The sequence below is a fragment of the Falsirhodobacter sp. alg1 genome (genome assembly GCF_000739715.2).
In the GTDB taxonomy this organism is placed as follows: Bacteria; Pseudomonadota; Alphaproteobacteria; order Rhodobacterales; family Rhodobacteraceae; genus Falsirhodobacter.
This window is the reverse complement of the sequence record NZ_BBJC02000004.1, coordinates 131,328-146,197: the sequence shown is the minus strand read 5'-3', so window position 1 is coordinate 146,197 and position 14,870 is coordinate 131,328. Positions and strand designations below refer to the sequence as shown.

The 14,870-nt window shown below is 59.3% G+C and carries 20 protein-coding genes; 7 read left to right on the top strand and 13 right to left on the bottom strand.

Annotated elements, in window-relative coordinates; translation table 11 throughout:
• Window positions 1–50 precede the first annotated feature (50 nt).
• Genes TR36_RS09155 through polA form a run of 4 tightly spaced genes read left to right on the top strand, consistent with a single transcriptional unit; the run spans window position 51 to window position 3,931 of the window.
• Complete coding sequence (locus TR36_RS09155) at window positions 51–587, top strand: DUF1285 domain-containing protein (RefSeq protein WP_062763056.1); 537 nt, start codon at window positions 51–53, stop codon at window positions 585–587.
• 48 nt (window positions 588–635) lie between these two features.
• Window positions 636–857 (top strand): DUF2798 domain-containing protein, encoded by a 222-nt coding sequence (locus tag TR36_RS09150; protein WP_045391525.1) that lies wholly within the window; start codon window positions 636–638, stop codon window positions 855–857.
• 55 nt (window positions 858–912) lie between these two features.
• Entirely contained in the window at window positions 913–1,092 is a 180-nt protein-coding gene (locus TR36_RS09145; RefSeq protein WP_045391528.1) for a zinc-finger domain-containing protein, read from the top strand.
• 46 nt (window positions 1,093–1,138) lie between these two features.
• On the top strand, window positions 1,139–3,931 hold the full coding sequence (gene polA / locus TR36_RS09140) for a DNA polymerase I (RefSeq protein ID WP_045391531.1): 2,793 nt from the start codon (window positions 1,139–1,141) through the stop codon (window positions 3,929–3,931).
• On the opposite strand, the gene TR36_RS09135 is transcribed toward polA, so the two are convergent.
• Both TR36_RS09135 and TR36_RS09130 read right to left on the bottom strand, forming a co-directional pair.
• On the bottom strand, window positions 3,928–4,284 hold the full coding sequence (locus TR36_RS09135) for an HIT domain-containing protein (RefSeq protein ID WP_045391534.1): 357 nt from the start codon (window positions 4,282–4,284) through the stop codon (window positions 3,928–3,930). The two genes, polA and TR36_RS09135, sit on opposite strands and share 4 nt — an antisense overlap.
• A 2-nt stretch (window positions 4,285–4,286) precedes the next feature.
• Complete coding sequence (locus tag TR36_RS09130; protein ID WP_045391537.1) at window positions 4,287–5,864, bottom strand: DUF5928 domain-containing protein; 1,578 nt, start codon at window positions 5,862–5,864, stop codon at window positions 4,287–4,289.
• Between the two features lie 118 nt (window positions 5,865–5,982).
• Between TR36_RS09130 and TR36_RS09125 the strand changes: the two genes are divergently transcribed.
• Window positions 5,983–6,801 carry a sulfotransferase family protein gene (locus TR36_RS09125; protein ID WP_045391540.1) on the top strand — a complete coding sequence of 273 codons (819 nt, stop codon included), beginning with the start codon at window positions 5,983–5,985 and terminating at the stop codon, window positions 6,799–6,801.
• A gap of 66 nt (window positions 6,802–6,867) precedes the next feature.
• On the opposite strand, the gene TR36_RS09120 is transcribed toward TR36_RS09125, so the two are convergent.
• Both TR36_RS09120 and nth read right to left on the bottom strand, forming a co-directional pair.
• Window positions 6,868–7,851, bottom strand: a complete 984-nt coding sequence (locus TR36_RS09120) for an adenosine kinase (RefSeq protein WP_045391543.1) — start codon at window positions 7,849–7,851, stop codon at window positions 6,868–6,870.
• A complete protein-coding gene (nth, locus tag TR36_RS09115; protein WP_045392026.1) occupies window positions 7,848–8,492 on the bottom strand; it encodes an endonuclease III in 645 nt (214 codons plus the stop codon). The genes TR36_RS09120 and nth overlap by 4 nt, the downstream gene beginning before the upstream one ends.
• A 152-nt stretch (window positions 8,493–8,644) precedes the next feature.
• Between nth and TR36_RS09110 the strand changes: the two genes are divergently transcribed.
• The gene (locus tag TR36_RS09110) at window positions 8,645–9,307 is read left to right on the top strand and encodes an OmpA family protein (protein WP_045391546.1); all 663 of its coding nucleotides are present in this window, start codon (window positions 8,645–8,647) and stop codon (window positions 9,305–9,307) included.
• 55 nt (window positions 9,308–9,362) lie between these two features.
• Here TR36_RS09110 and TR36_RS09105 read toward each other — a convergent pair whose 3' ends face one another.
• The 5 genes from TR36_RS09105 to TR36_RS09085 form a co-directional block, all read right to left on the bottom strand.
• On the bottom strand, window positions 9,363–9,920 hold the full coding sequence (locus TR36_RS09105) for a F0F1 ATP synthase subunit B (protein ID WP_045391554.1): 558 nt from the start codon (window positions 9,918–9,920) through the stop codon (window positions 9,363–9,365).
• A 4-nt stretch (window positions 9,921–9,924) separates the two neighbouring features.
• Window positions 9,925–10,467 (bottom strand): F0F1 ATP synthase subunit B', encoded by a 543-nt coding sequence (locus TR36_RS09100; protein ID WP_045391557.1) that lies wholly within the window; start codon window positions 10,465–10,467, stop codon window positions 9,925–9,927.
• A gap of 79 nt (window positions 10,468–10,546) precedes the next feature.
• Window positions 10,547–10,783 (bottom strand): F0F1 ATP synthase subunit C, encoded by a 237-nt coding sequence (locus tag TR36_RS09095; RefSeq protein ID WP_045391560.1) that lies wholly within the window; start codon window positions 10,781–10,783, stop codon window positions 10,547–10,549.
• A 48-nt stretch (window positions 10,784–10,831) separates the two neighbouring features.
• Window positions 10,832–11,584: a F0F1 ATP synthase subunit A gene (locus TR36_RS09090; protein WP_045391563.1), complete on the bottom strand. Its 753-nt coding sequence runs from the start codon at window positions 11,582–11,584 to the stop codon at window positions 10,832–10,834.
• A 3-nt stretch (window positions 11,585–11,587) separates the two neighbouring features.
• A complete protein-coding gene (locus TR36_RS09085) occupies window positions 11,588–11,923 on the bottom strand; it encodes an AtpZ/AtpI family protein (protein WP_045391566.1) in 336 nt (111 codons plus the stop codon).
• Between the two features lie 202 nt (window positions 11,924–12,125).
• On the opposite strand from TR36_RS09085, the gene TR36_RS09080 reads away from it, so the two are divergent.
• Window positions 12,126–12,452, top strand: coding sequence for a helix-turn-helix transcriptional regulator (locus TR36_RS09080; RefSeq protein WP_045392029.1), 327 nt, complete (start codon window positions 12,126–12,128; stop codon window positions 12,450–12,452).
• Here the strand turns inward: TR36_RS09080 and TR36_RS09075 are convergent.
• From TR36_RS09075 to trmD, 4 genes are all read right to left on the bottom strand, one after another.
• Window positions 12,442–13,251 carry a division plane positioning ATPase MipZ gene (locus TR36_RS09075; RefSeq protein ID WP_045391569.1) on the bottom strand — a complete coding sequence of 270 codons (810 nt, stop codon included), beginning with the start codon at window positions 13,249–13,251 and terminating at the stop codon, window positions 12,442–12,444. The genes TR36_RS09080 and TR36_RS09075 overlap by 11 nt on opposite strands.
• 139 nt (window positions 13,252–13,390) lie before the next feature.
• Window positions 13,391–13,612: a 50S ribosomal protein L31 gene (gene rpmE, locus TR36_RS09070; protein ID WP_045391572.1), complete on the bottom strand. Its 222-nt coding sequence runs from the start codon at window positions 13,610–13,612 to the stop codon at window positions 13,391–13,393.
• An 11-nt stretch (window positions 13,613–13,623) separates the two neighbouring features.
• A complete protein-coding gene (rplS, locus tag TR36_RS09065) occupies window positions 13,624–13,995 on the bottom strand; it encodes a 50S ribosomal protein L19 (RefSeq protein WP_045391575.1) in 372 nt (123 codons plus the stop codon).
• Window positions 13,996–14,053: 58 nt separating this feature from the next.
• Window positions 14,054–14,869 carry a tRNA (guanosine(37)-N1)-methyltransferase TrmD gene (gene trmD, locus TR36_RS09060; RefSeq protein ID WP_192841338.1) on the bottom strand — a complete coding sequence of 272 codons (816 nt, stop codon included), beginning with the start codon at window positions 14,867–14,869 and terminating at the stop codon, window positions 14,054–14,056.
• Window position 14,870 lies beyond the last annotated feature (1 nt).

Sequence of the window (14,870 nt, the reverse complement as noted above, 5' to 3'; positions counted from 1 at the left end):
CGGGCAACTATATTCACCGCCATACAAACGGTTTTGTGAGGCAGGCTCAAATGGCAAACGACGCGAACGGACAAAAAGCCGTGAAATCGCTGGTTTCCCATGCCAACCCGCGCGGACCTGCGCCGGTCCACCTGTGGAACCCGGAATATTGCGGGGAAATTGACATCCGCATCGCACGGGATGGCACCTGGTTTCACGAAGGCGGCCCGATCACGCGCCCGCAGATGGTGCAGCTGTTCTCCTCCGTCCTGAAACGGGAGGGGGACGCCTATTTTCTGGTTACCCCCGCAGAAAAACTGAAGATCGTCGTGGAGGATGCGCCTTTTGTCGTGACCGGCCTTGATGCGGCCGGGGGTGTCATAGTGCTGCACACCGCAACCGGAGAGATGCTGCCCCTTGGCCCGGACCATGCGCTGCGGGTCGAGGATCCGCAGGGAACCCCGGCGCCCTATGTCCATGTCCGGGGCGGGATGGAAGCCCTGATCGACCGCAAGACGTTCTATCTCCTGATCGACATGGCGGTGGACGAGGCCGGTGAACTGGTGCTGCACAGCGGCGGGCACCGGATGTCCTTGGGTTTTTATTGACGGAATTTCTCCTAGATCCTGCCGGGCCAGACTGTACGGAGCCAAGCAATGATCCCCGAACGCTATTTCTCCACGATCTATGGGCTGATCCTGTCGGGATTGATGTCATTCATCCTGTCGGCAGCCACTGTGGTCCGTCTGGACGGGATAACGAACAGCTTCGTTCCGGAATGGCTGGTCGGTTCGGTCTGTTCCTGGTCTCTCGCCTTCCCCTCGGTCCTGATGCTGGCGCCGGTGGTCCGCAGGCTGGTCAGGTGGCTGACCGCTTGAAGCTGCGGCAACAGGGGATAGAATAGGCTTCATTGCATATCAAAGGTGCGCGCCCATGACCATCGAACCACCGGAAACCCAGATCGTTACCACACGGACCATCGCGTGCGATGGCGGCGCCGGCGGCCACCCGCGCGTCTGGTTGACCATTCCGCACGACAAGGGATTTGTCGAATGCGGCTATTGCGACAAGCGCTACGTTCTGGACACCGACCATATCGACGGCGGCCACTGAACCACCGCGAACCGATCCCACACGAGCAAAAACTGAAGGGGGCATCATGTCCTTTGGCACGGGCCACCATCTGCATCTGATCGACGGATCGGCATTCATCTTTCGCGCATACCACGCGCTTCCCCCGCTGACGCGGAAATCGGACGGAACGCCCATCGGGGCCGTGGCCGGTTTCTGCAACATGCTGTTCCGCTATGTCGAAGATGCCAAGGGGGGCGATGCGCCCACCCATGTCGCCGTCATCTTCGACCATTCGTCCAAGACATTCCGCAACGAGATCTATCCGCAGTACAAGGCCAACCGCCCCGAACTGCCCGAGGATCTGCGGCCGCAATTCCCGCTGACGCGGGATGCGACGCGCGCGTTCAACATCGCCTGCATCGAAACCGAGGGATACGAGGCCGATGATATTATCGCCGCCCTGTCCTGCAAGGCGCGGGATGCCGGCGGTCGGGTCACCATCATCTCTTCCGACAAGGATCTGATGCAGCTGGTGGGCGGCGGCGTGGAAATGCTGGACCCGATGAAGAATCGCCGCATTGGCCGGGACGAGGTGATCGAGAAATTCGGCGTCGCCCCCGACCGTGTGGTGGATGTGCAGGCGCTGGCCGGTGATTCGGTGGATAACGTGCCCGGCGCACCGGGTATCGGCATCAAGACGGCAGCACTGCTTATCCAGGAATACGGTGATCTGGAAACGCTGTTGGCCCGCGCGGGAGAGATCAAGCAGCCCAAGCGCCGTCAGGTCCTGATCGAACACGCGGAGCAGATCCGTATTTCCCAGCGTCTCGTGCAGCTGGATTGCGACACTCCGCTGGATTTCACGCTCGAAAGCCTTGAGGTACGTGACCCGGACGATGCCGTTCTGCTGGATTTCCTCAACAGGATGGAATTCCGCACATTGACCCGTCGCGTGGCCGAAAAGCGTGGCGTGGAGCCGCCGGAAGCCCCCCCGGTGGCCGAGGTAGAAGCCCTTGAGGCGCCCGAGGCGGCCCCCTTTGATACGACGGCCTATCAGGCAGTTACCGATGCGGCACAGCTGGATAGCTGGATTGCCGAGATCTACGAGGCAGGCCATGTCGCTTTCGACACGGAGACAACCGGCCTTGACGAAATGCAGGCCGATCTGGTCGGCATCTCGCTTTGCATCACGGCGGGAAAAGCCTGTTATATTCCTGTAGGGCACCGCAAGGGTGGTGACGATCTGTTCGGCAGCCCCGACCTGCTGGAGGGCCAGATCCCGCTTCAGACGGTTCTGTCGGCCCTGAAGCCGGTATTGGAAGATCCGTCGATCATGAAGATCGCGCATAACGCTAAGTACGATTGCAAGATGCTGGCCCGCTACGGCATCCAGGTGGCGCCTGTCGATGATACGATGCTGATCTCCTACGCCCTGCACGCAGGGCTGCACAATCACGGCATGGACGCGCTGAGCGATCAGTACCTTGGCCACACCCCCATTCCGATCAAGGGGCTGATCGGGACGGGAAAAAGCCAGATCACCTTCGACCACGTCCCTCTTGAAACTGCCACTCCCTATGCTGCTGAGGATGCCGATGTCACGCTGCGGTTGTGGCAGCTGCTGAAACCGCGTCTGCACCGCGCACAGGTCACCACGGTTTATGAAACCCTGGAGCGCCCGCTGGTGCCTGTTCTTGCGTCTATGGAAATGGCGGGCGTACGGGTGGACCGCGATACCCTGTCGCGCATGTCAAACGCCTTTGCCCAGAAGATGGCGATGCTGGAGGAGGAGATCCACGCTCTTGCCGGTCGTCCCTTCAACGTCGGATCGCCCAAACAGCTGGGTGAGGTGATGTTCGACGAGCTGGGATTACAAGGCGGCACCAAGGGCAAGAATGGCGCCTACAGCACGGGTGCCGATATTCTTGAGGATCTGGCCGCCGAGGGGAACGACCTTCCGGCACGGGTGCTGGACTGGCGTCAGGTGTCGAAGCTGAAATCGACCTATACCGATGCGCTTCAGGATCATATCCACCCTGATACCGGCCGGGTTCACACCTCCTATTCCATTGCTGGGGCAATCACCGGGCGGCTCGCCTCGACCGATCCGAACCTGCAGAATATTCCCGTCCGCTCGGAAGAGGGGCGCCGCATCCGCGAAGCCTTCATTGCGGGCGAAGGCAAGGTTCTGGTCAGTCTGGATTACAGCCAGATCGAGTTGCGTATCCTGGCGCATATCGCTGATATACCCGCGTTGAAAGACGCCTTCCGGGAGGGGCATGACATCCACGCCATGACGGCATCCGAGATGTTCAATGTGCCACTGGAAGGTATGGACCCGATGATCCGCCGGCAGGCCAAGGCCATCAACTTCGGTGTGATCTATGGCATTTCCGGCTTCGGTCTGGCGCGCAACCTGCGCATTCCGCGGGCGGATGCGCAGGGGTTCATCGACCGGTATTTTGAGCGTTTTCCGGGAATCCGCACGTATATGGATGAAACGATCGCCTTTGCCAAAGCCAACGGCCATGTCGCCACCCTGTTCGGTCGCAAGATCAACACGCCGGAGATCAATGCAAAGGGCCCCGGTGCAGGCTTTGCCCGTCGTGCCGCGATCAACGCCCCCATTCAGGGCACGGCAGCCGACGTCATCCGCCGCGCGATGATCCGGATGCCGGAGGCCATTGCAGACCTGCCAGCAACGATGTTGCTGCAGGTGCATGACGAATTGCTGTTCGAGGTGGAAGAGGCCGCCGCCGACGAGCTGATCGCGCGCGCCCGCGATGTGATGGAAAACGCCAGCGATCCGGCTGTGAAGCTGTCCGTTCCGCTGGTCGTCGAGGCAGGACGCGGCCCGAACTGGGCCGCGGCGCATTAACGCTGGATCATCGGGCCAAGGGGGCGGCCTGCCAGCAGGTGCAGGTGGTAATGCGGCACCTCTTGGCCCCCATGCGTGCCCGAATTGGAAATGACGCGGTATCCGTCAGCCCAATCTGCGCAGAGCTTTGCCGCAACGCGATGGAAGTCCGTGATTTCCTCTGCCGTGGCATGTGCGGCGAAATCCGCAAAATCGACATATGCCCCTTTGGGAATGACCAGGATATGGTTCGGGGTATGGGGGGCTATGTCGTGAAACGCCAGCGTATGCTCGGTTTCAGCCACCGTTTTGTTCGGAATCTCTCCGCGCAGGATGCGCGCGAAGATGTTCTGGTCGTCATAGGCCTTGGTCATCATCAATCCATGAACAGATAGTGGGTCGAGGTGATTTCATGGGCCTTCCCTTCGGGAATTCCCAGGAATTCGGACAGGACGCGGGCGTTCTGCTCGGGGGAATGTTTTTGCCGGATACGGCGATACCGGGCAAAGCCGGCATCTCGGATACGGTCGCTTTCGAAACGGATGTCGTAGCGGATGGTCGGCAGGATCCGCTGCATCGTTTCGGGCGGTGTTTCCTCTCCCGCAAGTCCGACGCGCAGCGCGTGGCCGATCAGATAATCGTCGTCATACTCGCAGTCGATTTCCACGAGGCGGACCAACGCCTTGTCCGTCACGAAATCTTCCATCAGTTCTAGGTTCGAAGGGTCCATGCAGACCACCATACGGTCGGTACCCCAATAGTCGAACAGCATCCGCATCAGCGCCCGGCGGTGCCGTGTACGCTTGGCCAGCGTCGTCTCGATCCCACCCAGGGCAGGAAGCGGTGTAGACGCCTCGTTGAACAGATAATGCACACCGCGAATATCCAGAACATCCGCCATCCGGTCCACCAGCCGTTTGGCAACGTGCCATTTCTTGCAGATGATGATCGTCAGCTGCCGTTCACGTCCGATGCTGGATTCTGTTTCCCAGAAGCGTGGAGCAAACCGCCGTCCGATCCGGCCCCTTTGCCGCATGAAGGTCAGCAATGTCCGGCCTTCATTCGAAATCGGGAACTGGCGCCCCTCTTCGGCCCAGAGATCACCCAGCCGCTTTTTCAACTCCAGCGCCTGCGGAGAGATCTTGCGGGCGAACAGGTAATCCTGCGAGGCAAGAAGCTCGAAATGGTCATTGTAGAACGTCAGCGGAAGCCCGTAATCCGAGAACATCAGGAACGTCAGCGTTCGCGTCTTGATCTCCTTGTCCGGAACCAGATGGCGAACCAGCGTCTGGAACATCGTCTCGTCCGGGATCCAGGTGGTGGCAAAGAATTTCAGCACCTCGGGGTGGCTGTTGCAGTAATTCAGTACCGATTCGACGGTGCTGCGACGCAGACACCACCACTGGCTGCCGATCTGTATTTCAAGCCCGCCGGGAATGGACCGGCTCAACCCCAGTTTCTGCTGCAGGGCCAATGACGCATAGAAGAACGGCTTGTGACGACGCTCGTTGAAGTAATGGCGGTAGATCAGCCGCTCTTCCTTGATGCCGGTCTTGATCCAGTCGGATTTGAAGAAATCGAACGATTCGATATAATCGACATCATCCCGATCCAGAAAATCCTTGGCATATTCCGCCGATTTGACCGGCATGCAATCGCCCGAAAGCATGTAGAAATGCGTTGCCTCGGGAAAAGCATGAAATGCGGTCCGGGTCGTCAATAGCGTGGCATCGACCAGCGAATATTCACCCCATCCGCATTTAACCCGGCGTTTGGTAAATGCCACATTGGGATTACTGGCCAATTCGGTACGAATACGGTCGAAATCGGCACTATTGGCATTGCGATCGAAATGGATCGCGATGAAATCGCCAGAGGCCGTCAGCCGTCGTGCCTGTGCGATGATCCCTGCCGGATCTTTGTGACAGAGCAGAATGAAGGCAATCTTGGCCATGCATGCGCCTTTTGGTAGCCTTGGTGCGATAGAATGATTAAATTGCTTCAACAGTGATTGAAATGTCCAGCGCCCTCTGCTTCTTCTTGCAAGGTAAGGATCTTAGCAGGAGACGGCGATGGGATTTCCCGGAACATGGATGACCGAAAGTGAGAGCGTCGTCTATCGTGTTGTGCCCAAATGCGCATGTTCGACCATCGGGCAGATCATGTTCTATTCGGATCATGGCAAGTTCTTTGACGGCGATATTCACGATTCAACAAGCGGCCTCCATAAATGGTCGCAATCAGAAAGCCAGCCGCTGATCGAGGCGAATGTCCTGCGGCATGGCAGCCCGACGTTTACCTGCGTCCGGAACCCCTATACGCGCATTCTGTCGTCCTTTTTCGACAAGATCTGCGGTATTCAGCGGAATGGACGCCGTTACCGCGGCAATATGGTGCCGCTTCTGATCCAGAAATACGGGATCGAAGTCGGTGGTCCTGACGGCACCGAGGAATTCGACCAGATCAAGAGCTTCCGCCGTTTCCTCCTGTTTGCGCGGGACACCATCCGCTGGAAAAAGCCGATGGATCCTGACATCCACTGGTCGGCAATGTCGGGGCATGTTGCCACTTTTATCGCCAATGGCGGAAAATACGACCACATCTTCTTTACCGAATCGTTCAACGACGGCATGGGCAAAGTGCTCGATTCGATGGACAGCAAACATAAGGTGGACCTGAAGAAGATCCCCCGTTTCAATGAATCGGAAGGCCATGGCCCCAAACGGGCGCATCCGGTCGAAGATTATTTTGATGATATGTCGATGCATCTGATGTGGGAAATCTACAAAAAGGATTTCCAGCTGTTCAAATACGACTTCGAAAATCCGGGCAACAAGATGCCAAAATCCGAAGTTGACCTGAAAGAGGTCCACCGGCGCCTGGGCGACTGACCACGCCCCTATCCGGATAAACGCCCCGTGACCTTCAGGTCGCGGGGCGTTCTTCGTTTCAGGCAATCAAACCTGTGCGAAAAGCTCTTTCAGGTCTACCTCGGGACGTGCGCCGATATGCGAAATGGCCTCGGATGCCGCAAGGCAGCCCATGGTGCCACATGCCTCCATCGACTTGCCTTCGATCAGCCCCCAAAGAAAGCCTGCAGCAAACAGATCACCTGCGCCGGTCGCATCGACAATCTCGGTAGGAACTGCCGGAATATGCCAGCGCTCGCCCCCGGACAGGATATGCGCGCCGTTTTCACCGTCCGTACAGGCCACGATGCTCACCTCGGCCGCTGCAGATTTCAACGCGTCATCCAGAGTGTCCGCCTCATAGAGCGAAATCATCTCAACCCGATTCGCGAACAGCAGATCCACATCCTCTGCTACCAGCTTGCGAAAGGCATCGCGGTGACGATCCACGCAGAAAGGATCCGACAGGGTCAGCGAGACGCGACCCTCGGCCTTGCGGCAGGCGCGGATTGCTTTGGCAAAGGCACTGTGGCTATCGGGGCCGTCAAAACGGTAGCCTTCCAGATAGATCCAGTCCGAATCCTCGATCTGGGCTGCGTCGATGTCGTCCGGGCCAAGGAATTCCGACACGCCCAGATAGGTGCTCATCGACCGCTCGCCGTCGGGGGTGACGCAAACCAGACAACGACCGGTTTCCTGCACGACATCGGGACCCGACATCGGTGTATCGAACACAGCCCCTTGGGCGCGCAGATCATGGGCGAAAATAGCCCCAAGCTGATCGTCCCGCACCTTCCCCACATAGGCGGTACGTGCCCCCAGACCGGCAAGGCCGGCAATGGTGTTGGCAGCCGACCCCCCCGAAATCTGACGTGCCGGCCCGAGGCCTGCATAAAGCTCCGTCGCGCGGGCCTTGTCGATCAGCTGCATGACACCTTTGCCGATGCCGTGTTCCGTCAGAAATTCGTCCGGCGTACGGGCCAGAACGTCAACCATCGCGTTGCCGATGCCGATGACCTGAAATTGCTTCATGCGGTCTTTTCCTCGTAAGAGCAGTGTTCATAAATGGGGCAGATCCCGCATCGGGGCTTCCGCGCAAGGCAGATATAACGCCCGTGGAGAATCAGCCAGTGATGGGCATGAAGCGAGAACTGGGCCGGAAGCTGGTCTTCCAGAACCCGCTCCACGGTTTCAACATCACGCCCGGGTGCGAGGCCGGTCCGGTTGCCTACGCGAAATACATGGGTATCGACCGCCATGGCCGGCTGGTGGAACCACATGTTCAGCACCACATTCGCCGTTTTGCGCCCCACCCCCGGCAGCGATTGCAGCGCAGCACGGGATGACGGAACCTCTCCGCCGAAACTGTCCACCAGAATGCGGCTCATCTTCATAACATTCTTGGCTTTCTGGCGGAACAGGCCGATCGTCTTGATCGCGTCCAGCAACCGCTCTTCGCCGAATTCAAGCATCTGGGCCGGGGTGGTCACCCGCGCGAACAGGCCCCTTGTAGCCTTGTTCACCCCCACATCCGTTGCCTGCGCCGAAAGCGCAACCGCCACCAGCAGGGTATAGGCGTTCACATAGTCCAGTTCCCCCTTCGGTTCGGGGTCAATCTCGTGGAACCGCGAGAAGATTGCGTGGACATCGGAATAGGGAAGCTGTTTTGCCATACGCCCCATATGCCAGCGCCCCCGCCCCATCGCAAGCGCGGCAGTGCTGGCGTGAACCCGCCGACCCTGCACGGGAACTGTCCATAGCCAGATGACGTTGATATATACACGACGCGGGCAATCGGCCCGTCCTTGAATTACGAGGCGACAGAATGAAATTCAAAGCACCACTCCTTCTCTCGACCGTGGCGCTTGTCGCGCTTGCGGCCTGTCAGGACCCCTACGGAACGGGCGTCGGCACCAGCGCAAGCGCCAATCAGCGTACGAACATGGGTACTGCCGTGGGCGCTGTAATCGGCGGTGCATTGGGCGCGCAATCAGGCAGCGACCGCGGCGCCAAGATTGCCGCCGGTGCAGTCGTAGGCGGAATCCTGGGCAGCGCAGTCGGCGCCCAGATGGACAAACAGGCAGCAGCCCTCCGGGCTTCCACATCATCCAACATCGGCATCACGAATAACGGCAATGAGCTGGTTGTGACGATGCCGCAGGACATCCTGTTCGCCACCGACAGCGCATCCTTGCGCCCGGATCTGCTCTCGGACCTGCGTGCGGTTTCGCAAAACCTGATGCAGTACCCCAATTCCACGATCCAGATTGTCGGTCACACCGACAATACCGGCAGCGCGTCCTACAACCAGTCCCTGTCGGAACGCCGCGCAGGTGCGGTCGCCTCCACGCTGATCAGCAATGGTGTGCCGTCGAACCGCGTCTCGTCCTATGGCGTAGGGCTGAGCCAGCCAATCGCCTCGAACGATACAGCCGCAGGCCGGGCGCAAAACCGCCGCGTGGATATCGTGATCCGCCCGATCCAGTAACAAACGAAAAAGGCCGGCCCCGAGGGACCGGCCTTTTTTAAATCATCTACAGCAATCAGTGCAGTTTTGCCTGAACCTGATCCAGCGACGTGTCGATCGAAGCCGAACGCGCATCTGGGGTCATCTGACGGGCCAGCACATCCCGTGCGGCCGCAACAGCAACCTCGATTGCCTGCTCCCGGATCTCGTTGACAGCAGATTTCTCTGCAGCAGCGATCTGGTCTTCGGCAGACTTTACACGACGTGTAATCGTCTCTTCCAAGGACACCTTGGCCTGCTCTGCGGCATAGGTCGCATCCTGGCGGGCTTTGGCAACAATCCGTTCGGATTGCTCCATAACCTCTTTCTGCTTGCGCTCATACGAAGCAAGCAGGGTCTTGGCCTCTTCGCGCAGCGCGCGCGCTTCATCCAGTTCCGAGCGGATATCACCGGCGCGCTTGTCCAGCATGCCAGCAATACGGTGCGGAACCTTGGCCCAGACCAGAATGGCCAGAAACAGCAGAAACGCGATGCCGACGATCAGGTTGGTGTTGTACAACGAGAAGAACGGATGCGGGCCCGCGGCCAGCGCCGGCGTTGCCAGAAGGGAAAGACCGATGGACAGCTTTTTCATCCTCTTACCCTTTCACATGGGCAGCGACAGCGGCCTTGACGGAGTCGTCCGCCTGCCCGCCAAGCGCTGCAACCAATGCGGATGCGGTGTCGGTCGCGACTTCTGTCACGCTTTCACGCATACCTGCATGGATCTCGTTGATACGTGCCTCGGATGCTGCGGTGCGCTTGCTGATTTCACGATCGGCTTCTGCAATCGCAGCCGCCAGATCCGCATCCATAGCACGCTTTGCCGCTGCAATGATTTCCGCTGCCTCTTCGCGCGCTTTGGCAAGCGCCGCGTTATAGGCCGCTTCGGCAGATTTTGCTTTCAGCTTCAGTTCTTCCGCGGCCAACAGGTCGTTGGTGATCGCACCGCGACGTTCGGCCAGAACCGAGGCCACACGCGGCAACGCGATACGCGTCAGGATAAGGTAGATCGCGACAAGAGCCACCAGCAACCAGAAGATCTGGTTCGGCCAGCTTTCAAAATTCAGCTGCGGCATGCCCTGCGTATAGGGGGCGTCACCAGCAGCGGCCTCTGTCACGGTTTCGACTTCGTGTTCCATGATTATCCTCCGCGGCGGCAAGGATCAGGCCGGAGGGGCACAATCACCCCTCCGGCCCAAAGATCGTATGCGTCGTGGATTAAACCGCGAACATCAGCAGCAGCGCGATAAGGAACGCGAAGATGCCCAGAGCTTCGGCAAACGCGATGCCGACGAAGAGGTTCGCCATTTGCGAAGCAGCTGCCGACGGGTTACGCAGAGCGCCCGACAGGAAGTTGCCTGCGATGTGGCCCACACCGATACCTGCTGCGCCACAGCCGATAGCGGCCAGACCAGCACCGATGTATGCGCCCATTAGTGCGATATCGCCTTCCATGATCGTTCTCCTTGAGATTTTGGAATAGGGGTTAAGAAAGGACCGGCGTTAGTGGTGGTTTTCACCCACTGCATCACGCAGATAAACACAGGTCAGAATGGTAAAGACATAGGCCTGGACAACAGCCACAAGCGTTTCAAGCCCGTAGATTGCTGTCACGGCGCCGACGGCCACGGGCGAAATGATCGCCATGGAGGCAAAGCCGGCAAACACCTTGAGAACCGCGTGGCCCGCCATCAGGTTGCCCGCCAGACGAATGGAATGGCTGACAGGGCGCACGAAGTAGGAAATCAGCTCGATCACGGCCAGAACCGGACGGACTGGCAGCGGCGCCGATTCAACCCAGAACATCTTCAGGAAGCCCGGCCCCTTGTTGACGAAACCGAGAATGGTCACGCTCAGAAACACGATCAGGGCCAGCGTTGCGGTCACGGCCACATGGCTGGTGGTGGTGAAGGACGCCGGGATCAGGCCAAGAAGGTTCGCGAACAGAACGAAGAGGAACAATGTCATGACATAGGGGAAGTACTTGATGCCTTCGCGGCCCGTCACTTCCTCAACCATGTTGTACACCATCCCATAGGCCAGTTCGGCCAGGGACTGGCTGCGGCAAGGAATCATGGCGCGGCGGTTGGTGCCGAACACCATCAGCGCCAGAACACACAAGACGGCGATCGCCAGCCACAGCGTGACGTTCGTCACCGTGTACCATTGGATCGGGGCATCGCTGAACAGCGGACGAACCACGAATTGGTCCATCGGATGAATTGCGAACCCTGTGCTCTCCGTTCCCGTCGCCACGCTTCAGTTTCCTTCCTTCGGGGCGGACGCATCCGCCGTCTGACTGGCCTGCACAGCGCTGGCAGTCCGCATCATGGTCCGCACCCCGGCAACAAAGCCAAGCAGCGTGAAGATCACCAGGAACAGCGGCAATGTACCGAACAGCACATCAAGGCCATATCCGATCCCGAACCCGATCAGCAATCCGGCGACAAGCTCTGTCACCATGCGCCAACCGACCTCACCCGCCGATAGTGCCTCACCCGTTGCACCGGATCGCTTCGGCTCTGTCGACTTCCTTACCTTCGCAAGGCGGGCCTCAAAGGCCCGCATACGCTCGGTGTCGGGTTCGTCGGCCATGAGCACGTCCCTTTCACAGTTACGAGAGTGCTACTTGCGCGCGCCTATTAAGTCAAGCAACGCGAGAAATCGTGCAAAACTATGTAAAGTATACATATTTATACATAAGCGCCCTCACGCGCCGCTTTGTCGCAGGGCATGAACAGTGGCGATGCTAAACCCCTTGGTTGACCAAGAGGGTATCCACAGCGCAAATACGGGCATGATCCCCTCGCTTGACCATGTCTTTGCCGCCCTTGCCGATCCGACACGTCGGGCGATTCTGGCGATGCTGCTGGAGGATGACATGGCCGTCACAGATGTGGCGGCGCCCTTTTCCATGTCGCTGGCGGCAATCTCGAAGCACCTTGCCGTACTGGCAGAGGCAGGTCTGATCAGCCAGGAAAAACGCGGACGTCTGCGATGGTGCAAGCTGGAGCCGGATGCGTTGCGGGCGGCCTCGGTCTGGATGCAGGGCTTCGGGCAGTTCGAGCCGGTCGATCTGGACGACTTTGAACGCTTCCTTGCCCAGGCATTGTCTAGAACGTAACGGTCACACCCGGAAGCTGCAATTCCCCGACCAGATCGCGGACCTCCTGACGGGCGGCGAGGTTGGACATATTAAGGTTCTCCACCCCCATATCCTTCAGATCCAGCAGCGTCAGACCGCGTGGAAACAGCTCGCGGAAAATTACCCGCTCGGAAAAGCCGGGGGCTACGCGAAAGCCGATGCGGCGGGCCAGATCCTCCAGCGCGGCGCCGACCTTTTTCTTGTTATGCATCTGCTGCGCCCCCAGGCGGTTGCGCAAGACGATCCAGTCGATGGGCTTCAACCCCGCCTGCGCCCGCATCTGCCGCGCATTCCACACCATCTCGGAATAGATCGACGGACCGATCACCTTACCGGTTTCCGTATCGATCCGCGCCAGAAGGTCGAAATCGACAAAACTGTCATTCAGGGGGGTAATCAGCGTATCGGCCAGCGTATGCGCCACCTGGCTCAGCCGTGTATGCGATCCGGGGCAGTCGATCAGGATGAAATCCGAAACCGGTTCCAGTTGCGCCACACCCTCGGCCAGCCGGCGATCCATGACATTCTCGCCCGGAGCCAATGCCGCCTCGTCCACTTCGGGCAGGACAAGGTAATGCGGGCTGGGCAGATCGATCTCGGCCCGCTTCAGAAAGGCGGCGCGGTTCTCGGTATAGCGGCCAAAGCTGCGCTGGCGGACATCCAGATCCAGTGCGCCGACACGATGGCCCATACGCACCAATGCGGTTGCCACATGCATGCAGGTGGTCGATTTGCCCGACCCGCCCTTTTCGTTGCCCACGACAATGATATGCGCCACGCAACCGCCCCCTCTGCCATCACATTTTCGCTAACGGCTGACGCACCATCACGCAAGAGGCATGGGAAAGAACTGTACCCGGCAATGCAAAAGGGGCGCGGTTTCCCGCGCCCCCTTCCCGATCCGGAGATCGGCAGTCTCAGAAACCGAGACCGGAGTATTTGTTTTTGAACTTCGACACACGGCCGCCGGTGTCCATCAGACGGGCGTTGCCGCCGGTCCATGCCGGGTGCGCAAGCGGGTCGATGTCCAGCGCCATCTGGTCGCCGTCTTTGCCCCAGGTGGAGTGGACCTGGTAAACGGTACCGTCGGTCATCTTCACGCTGATCATGTGGTAGTCGGGATGGGTCTCTTTTTTCATCGGTCCAATCCTCAGGCTTTGGCTTTGTAATTGGTGTCTTCGGCAATACGTGCCGATTTACCACGACGCGAGCGGAGGTAGTACAGTTTGGCGCGGCGAACACGGCCACGACGAACAACCTCGATCGTCTCGATGTTCGTCGAGTAAAGGGGGAATACACGTTCCACGCCTTCACCGAACGAAATCTTGCGTACGGTAAACGATGCAGCAACCGTAGCGCCGCCCTTGCGCGAGATGCAAACGCCTTCGTAGGCCTGCACACGCGAGCGGGTGCCCTCGGTTACCTTGTAGCCAACACGGATGGTGTCACCCGCTTTGAAATCCGGAATGGTCTTGCCGAGTTCGGCGATCTGTTCCGCCTCGATCTGCGCGATAAGGTTCATCGCATATCCTTTCTGTGCCCGTGGTTTGTTCCACGAAGTTGGTGCCGCCTCATTGCTCTCAGTCTTCGCCCGGGTCCCTACCATGCGCCGCACAGTAAGCCCGCCAGAGATCAGGCCTGCGTTCCTTTGTCAGCCTTTCGGCCGCGTCCTTCCGCCAACGGGATATATTCGCGTGATGTCCGGACAGAAGCACTTCCGGTATCTCGCGGCCCTGCCAGACCGAAGGTTTGGTATAGTGTGGAAACTCAAGAAGACCGTCCGAAAAGGACTCCTCTTCGGTCGACGCATGATTCCCGATGACGCGCGGTATAAGACGAACCGTCGCATCGATCAAGGCCTGCGCAGCAATCTCGCCACCCGTCAAGACGAAATCACCCAGCGACACCTCTTCGATGCCGTAATGGTCGATCACCCGCTGGTCCACGCCCTCGAACCGGCCGCACAGCAGGGTGATGCCCGGCCCTTCTGACCAGCGCTGTGCCATGGCCTGATCGAACCGCTTGCCGCGGGGTGACAGATAGACAAGCGGCGCGCCCTTCGGGGCCCCCTCGATCGCCGCGTCCAAAGCGCGAGAGACGACATCGGGGCGCAGAACCATCCCTGCCCCGCCCCCTGCAGGTGTGTCATCCACATTGCGGTGACGCCCCTCACCGAAGGTCCGCAGATCCACCGTGTCCAGCGCCCAAAGGCCCAGCTCCAGCGCCTTTCCGGTCAGCGAAAGGCCCAGTATTCCTGGAAACGCCTCTGGGAACAGGGTCACCAGCGTGGCACGCCAAGCCCCCACGACGCGCATGTCCGCCATCAGATCCCGCGGCTTTGCCGAGGCGCTGATGGATAAACGGCCGTGGGATTTGAGGGGGGGTGTATCGGTCACG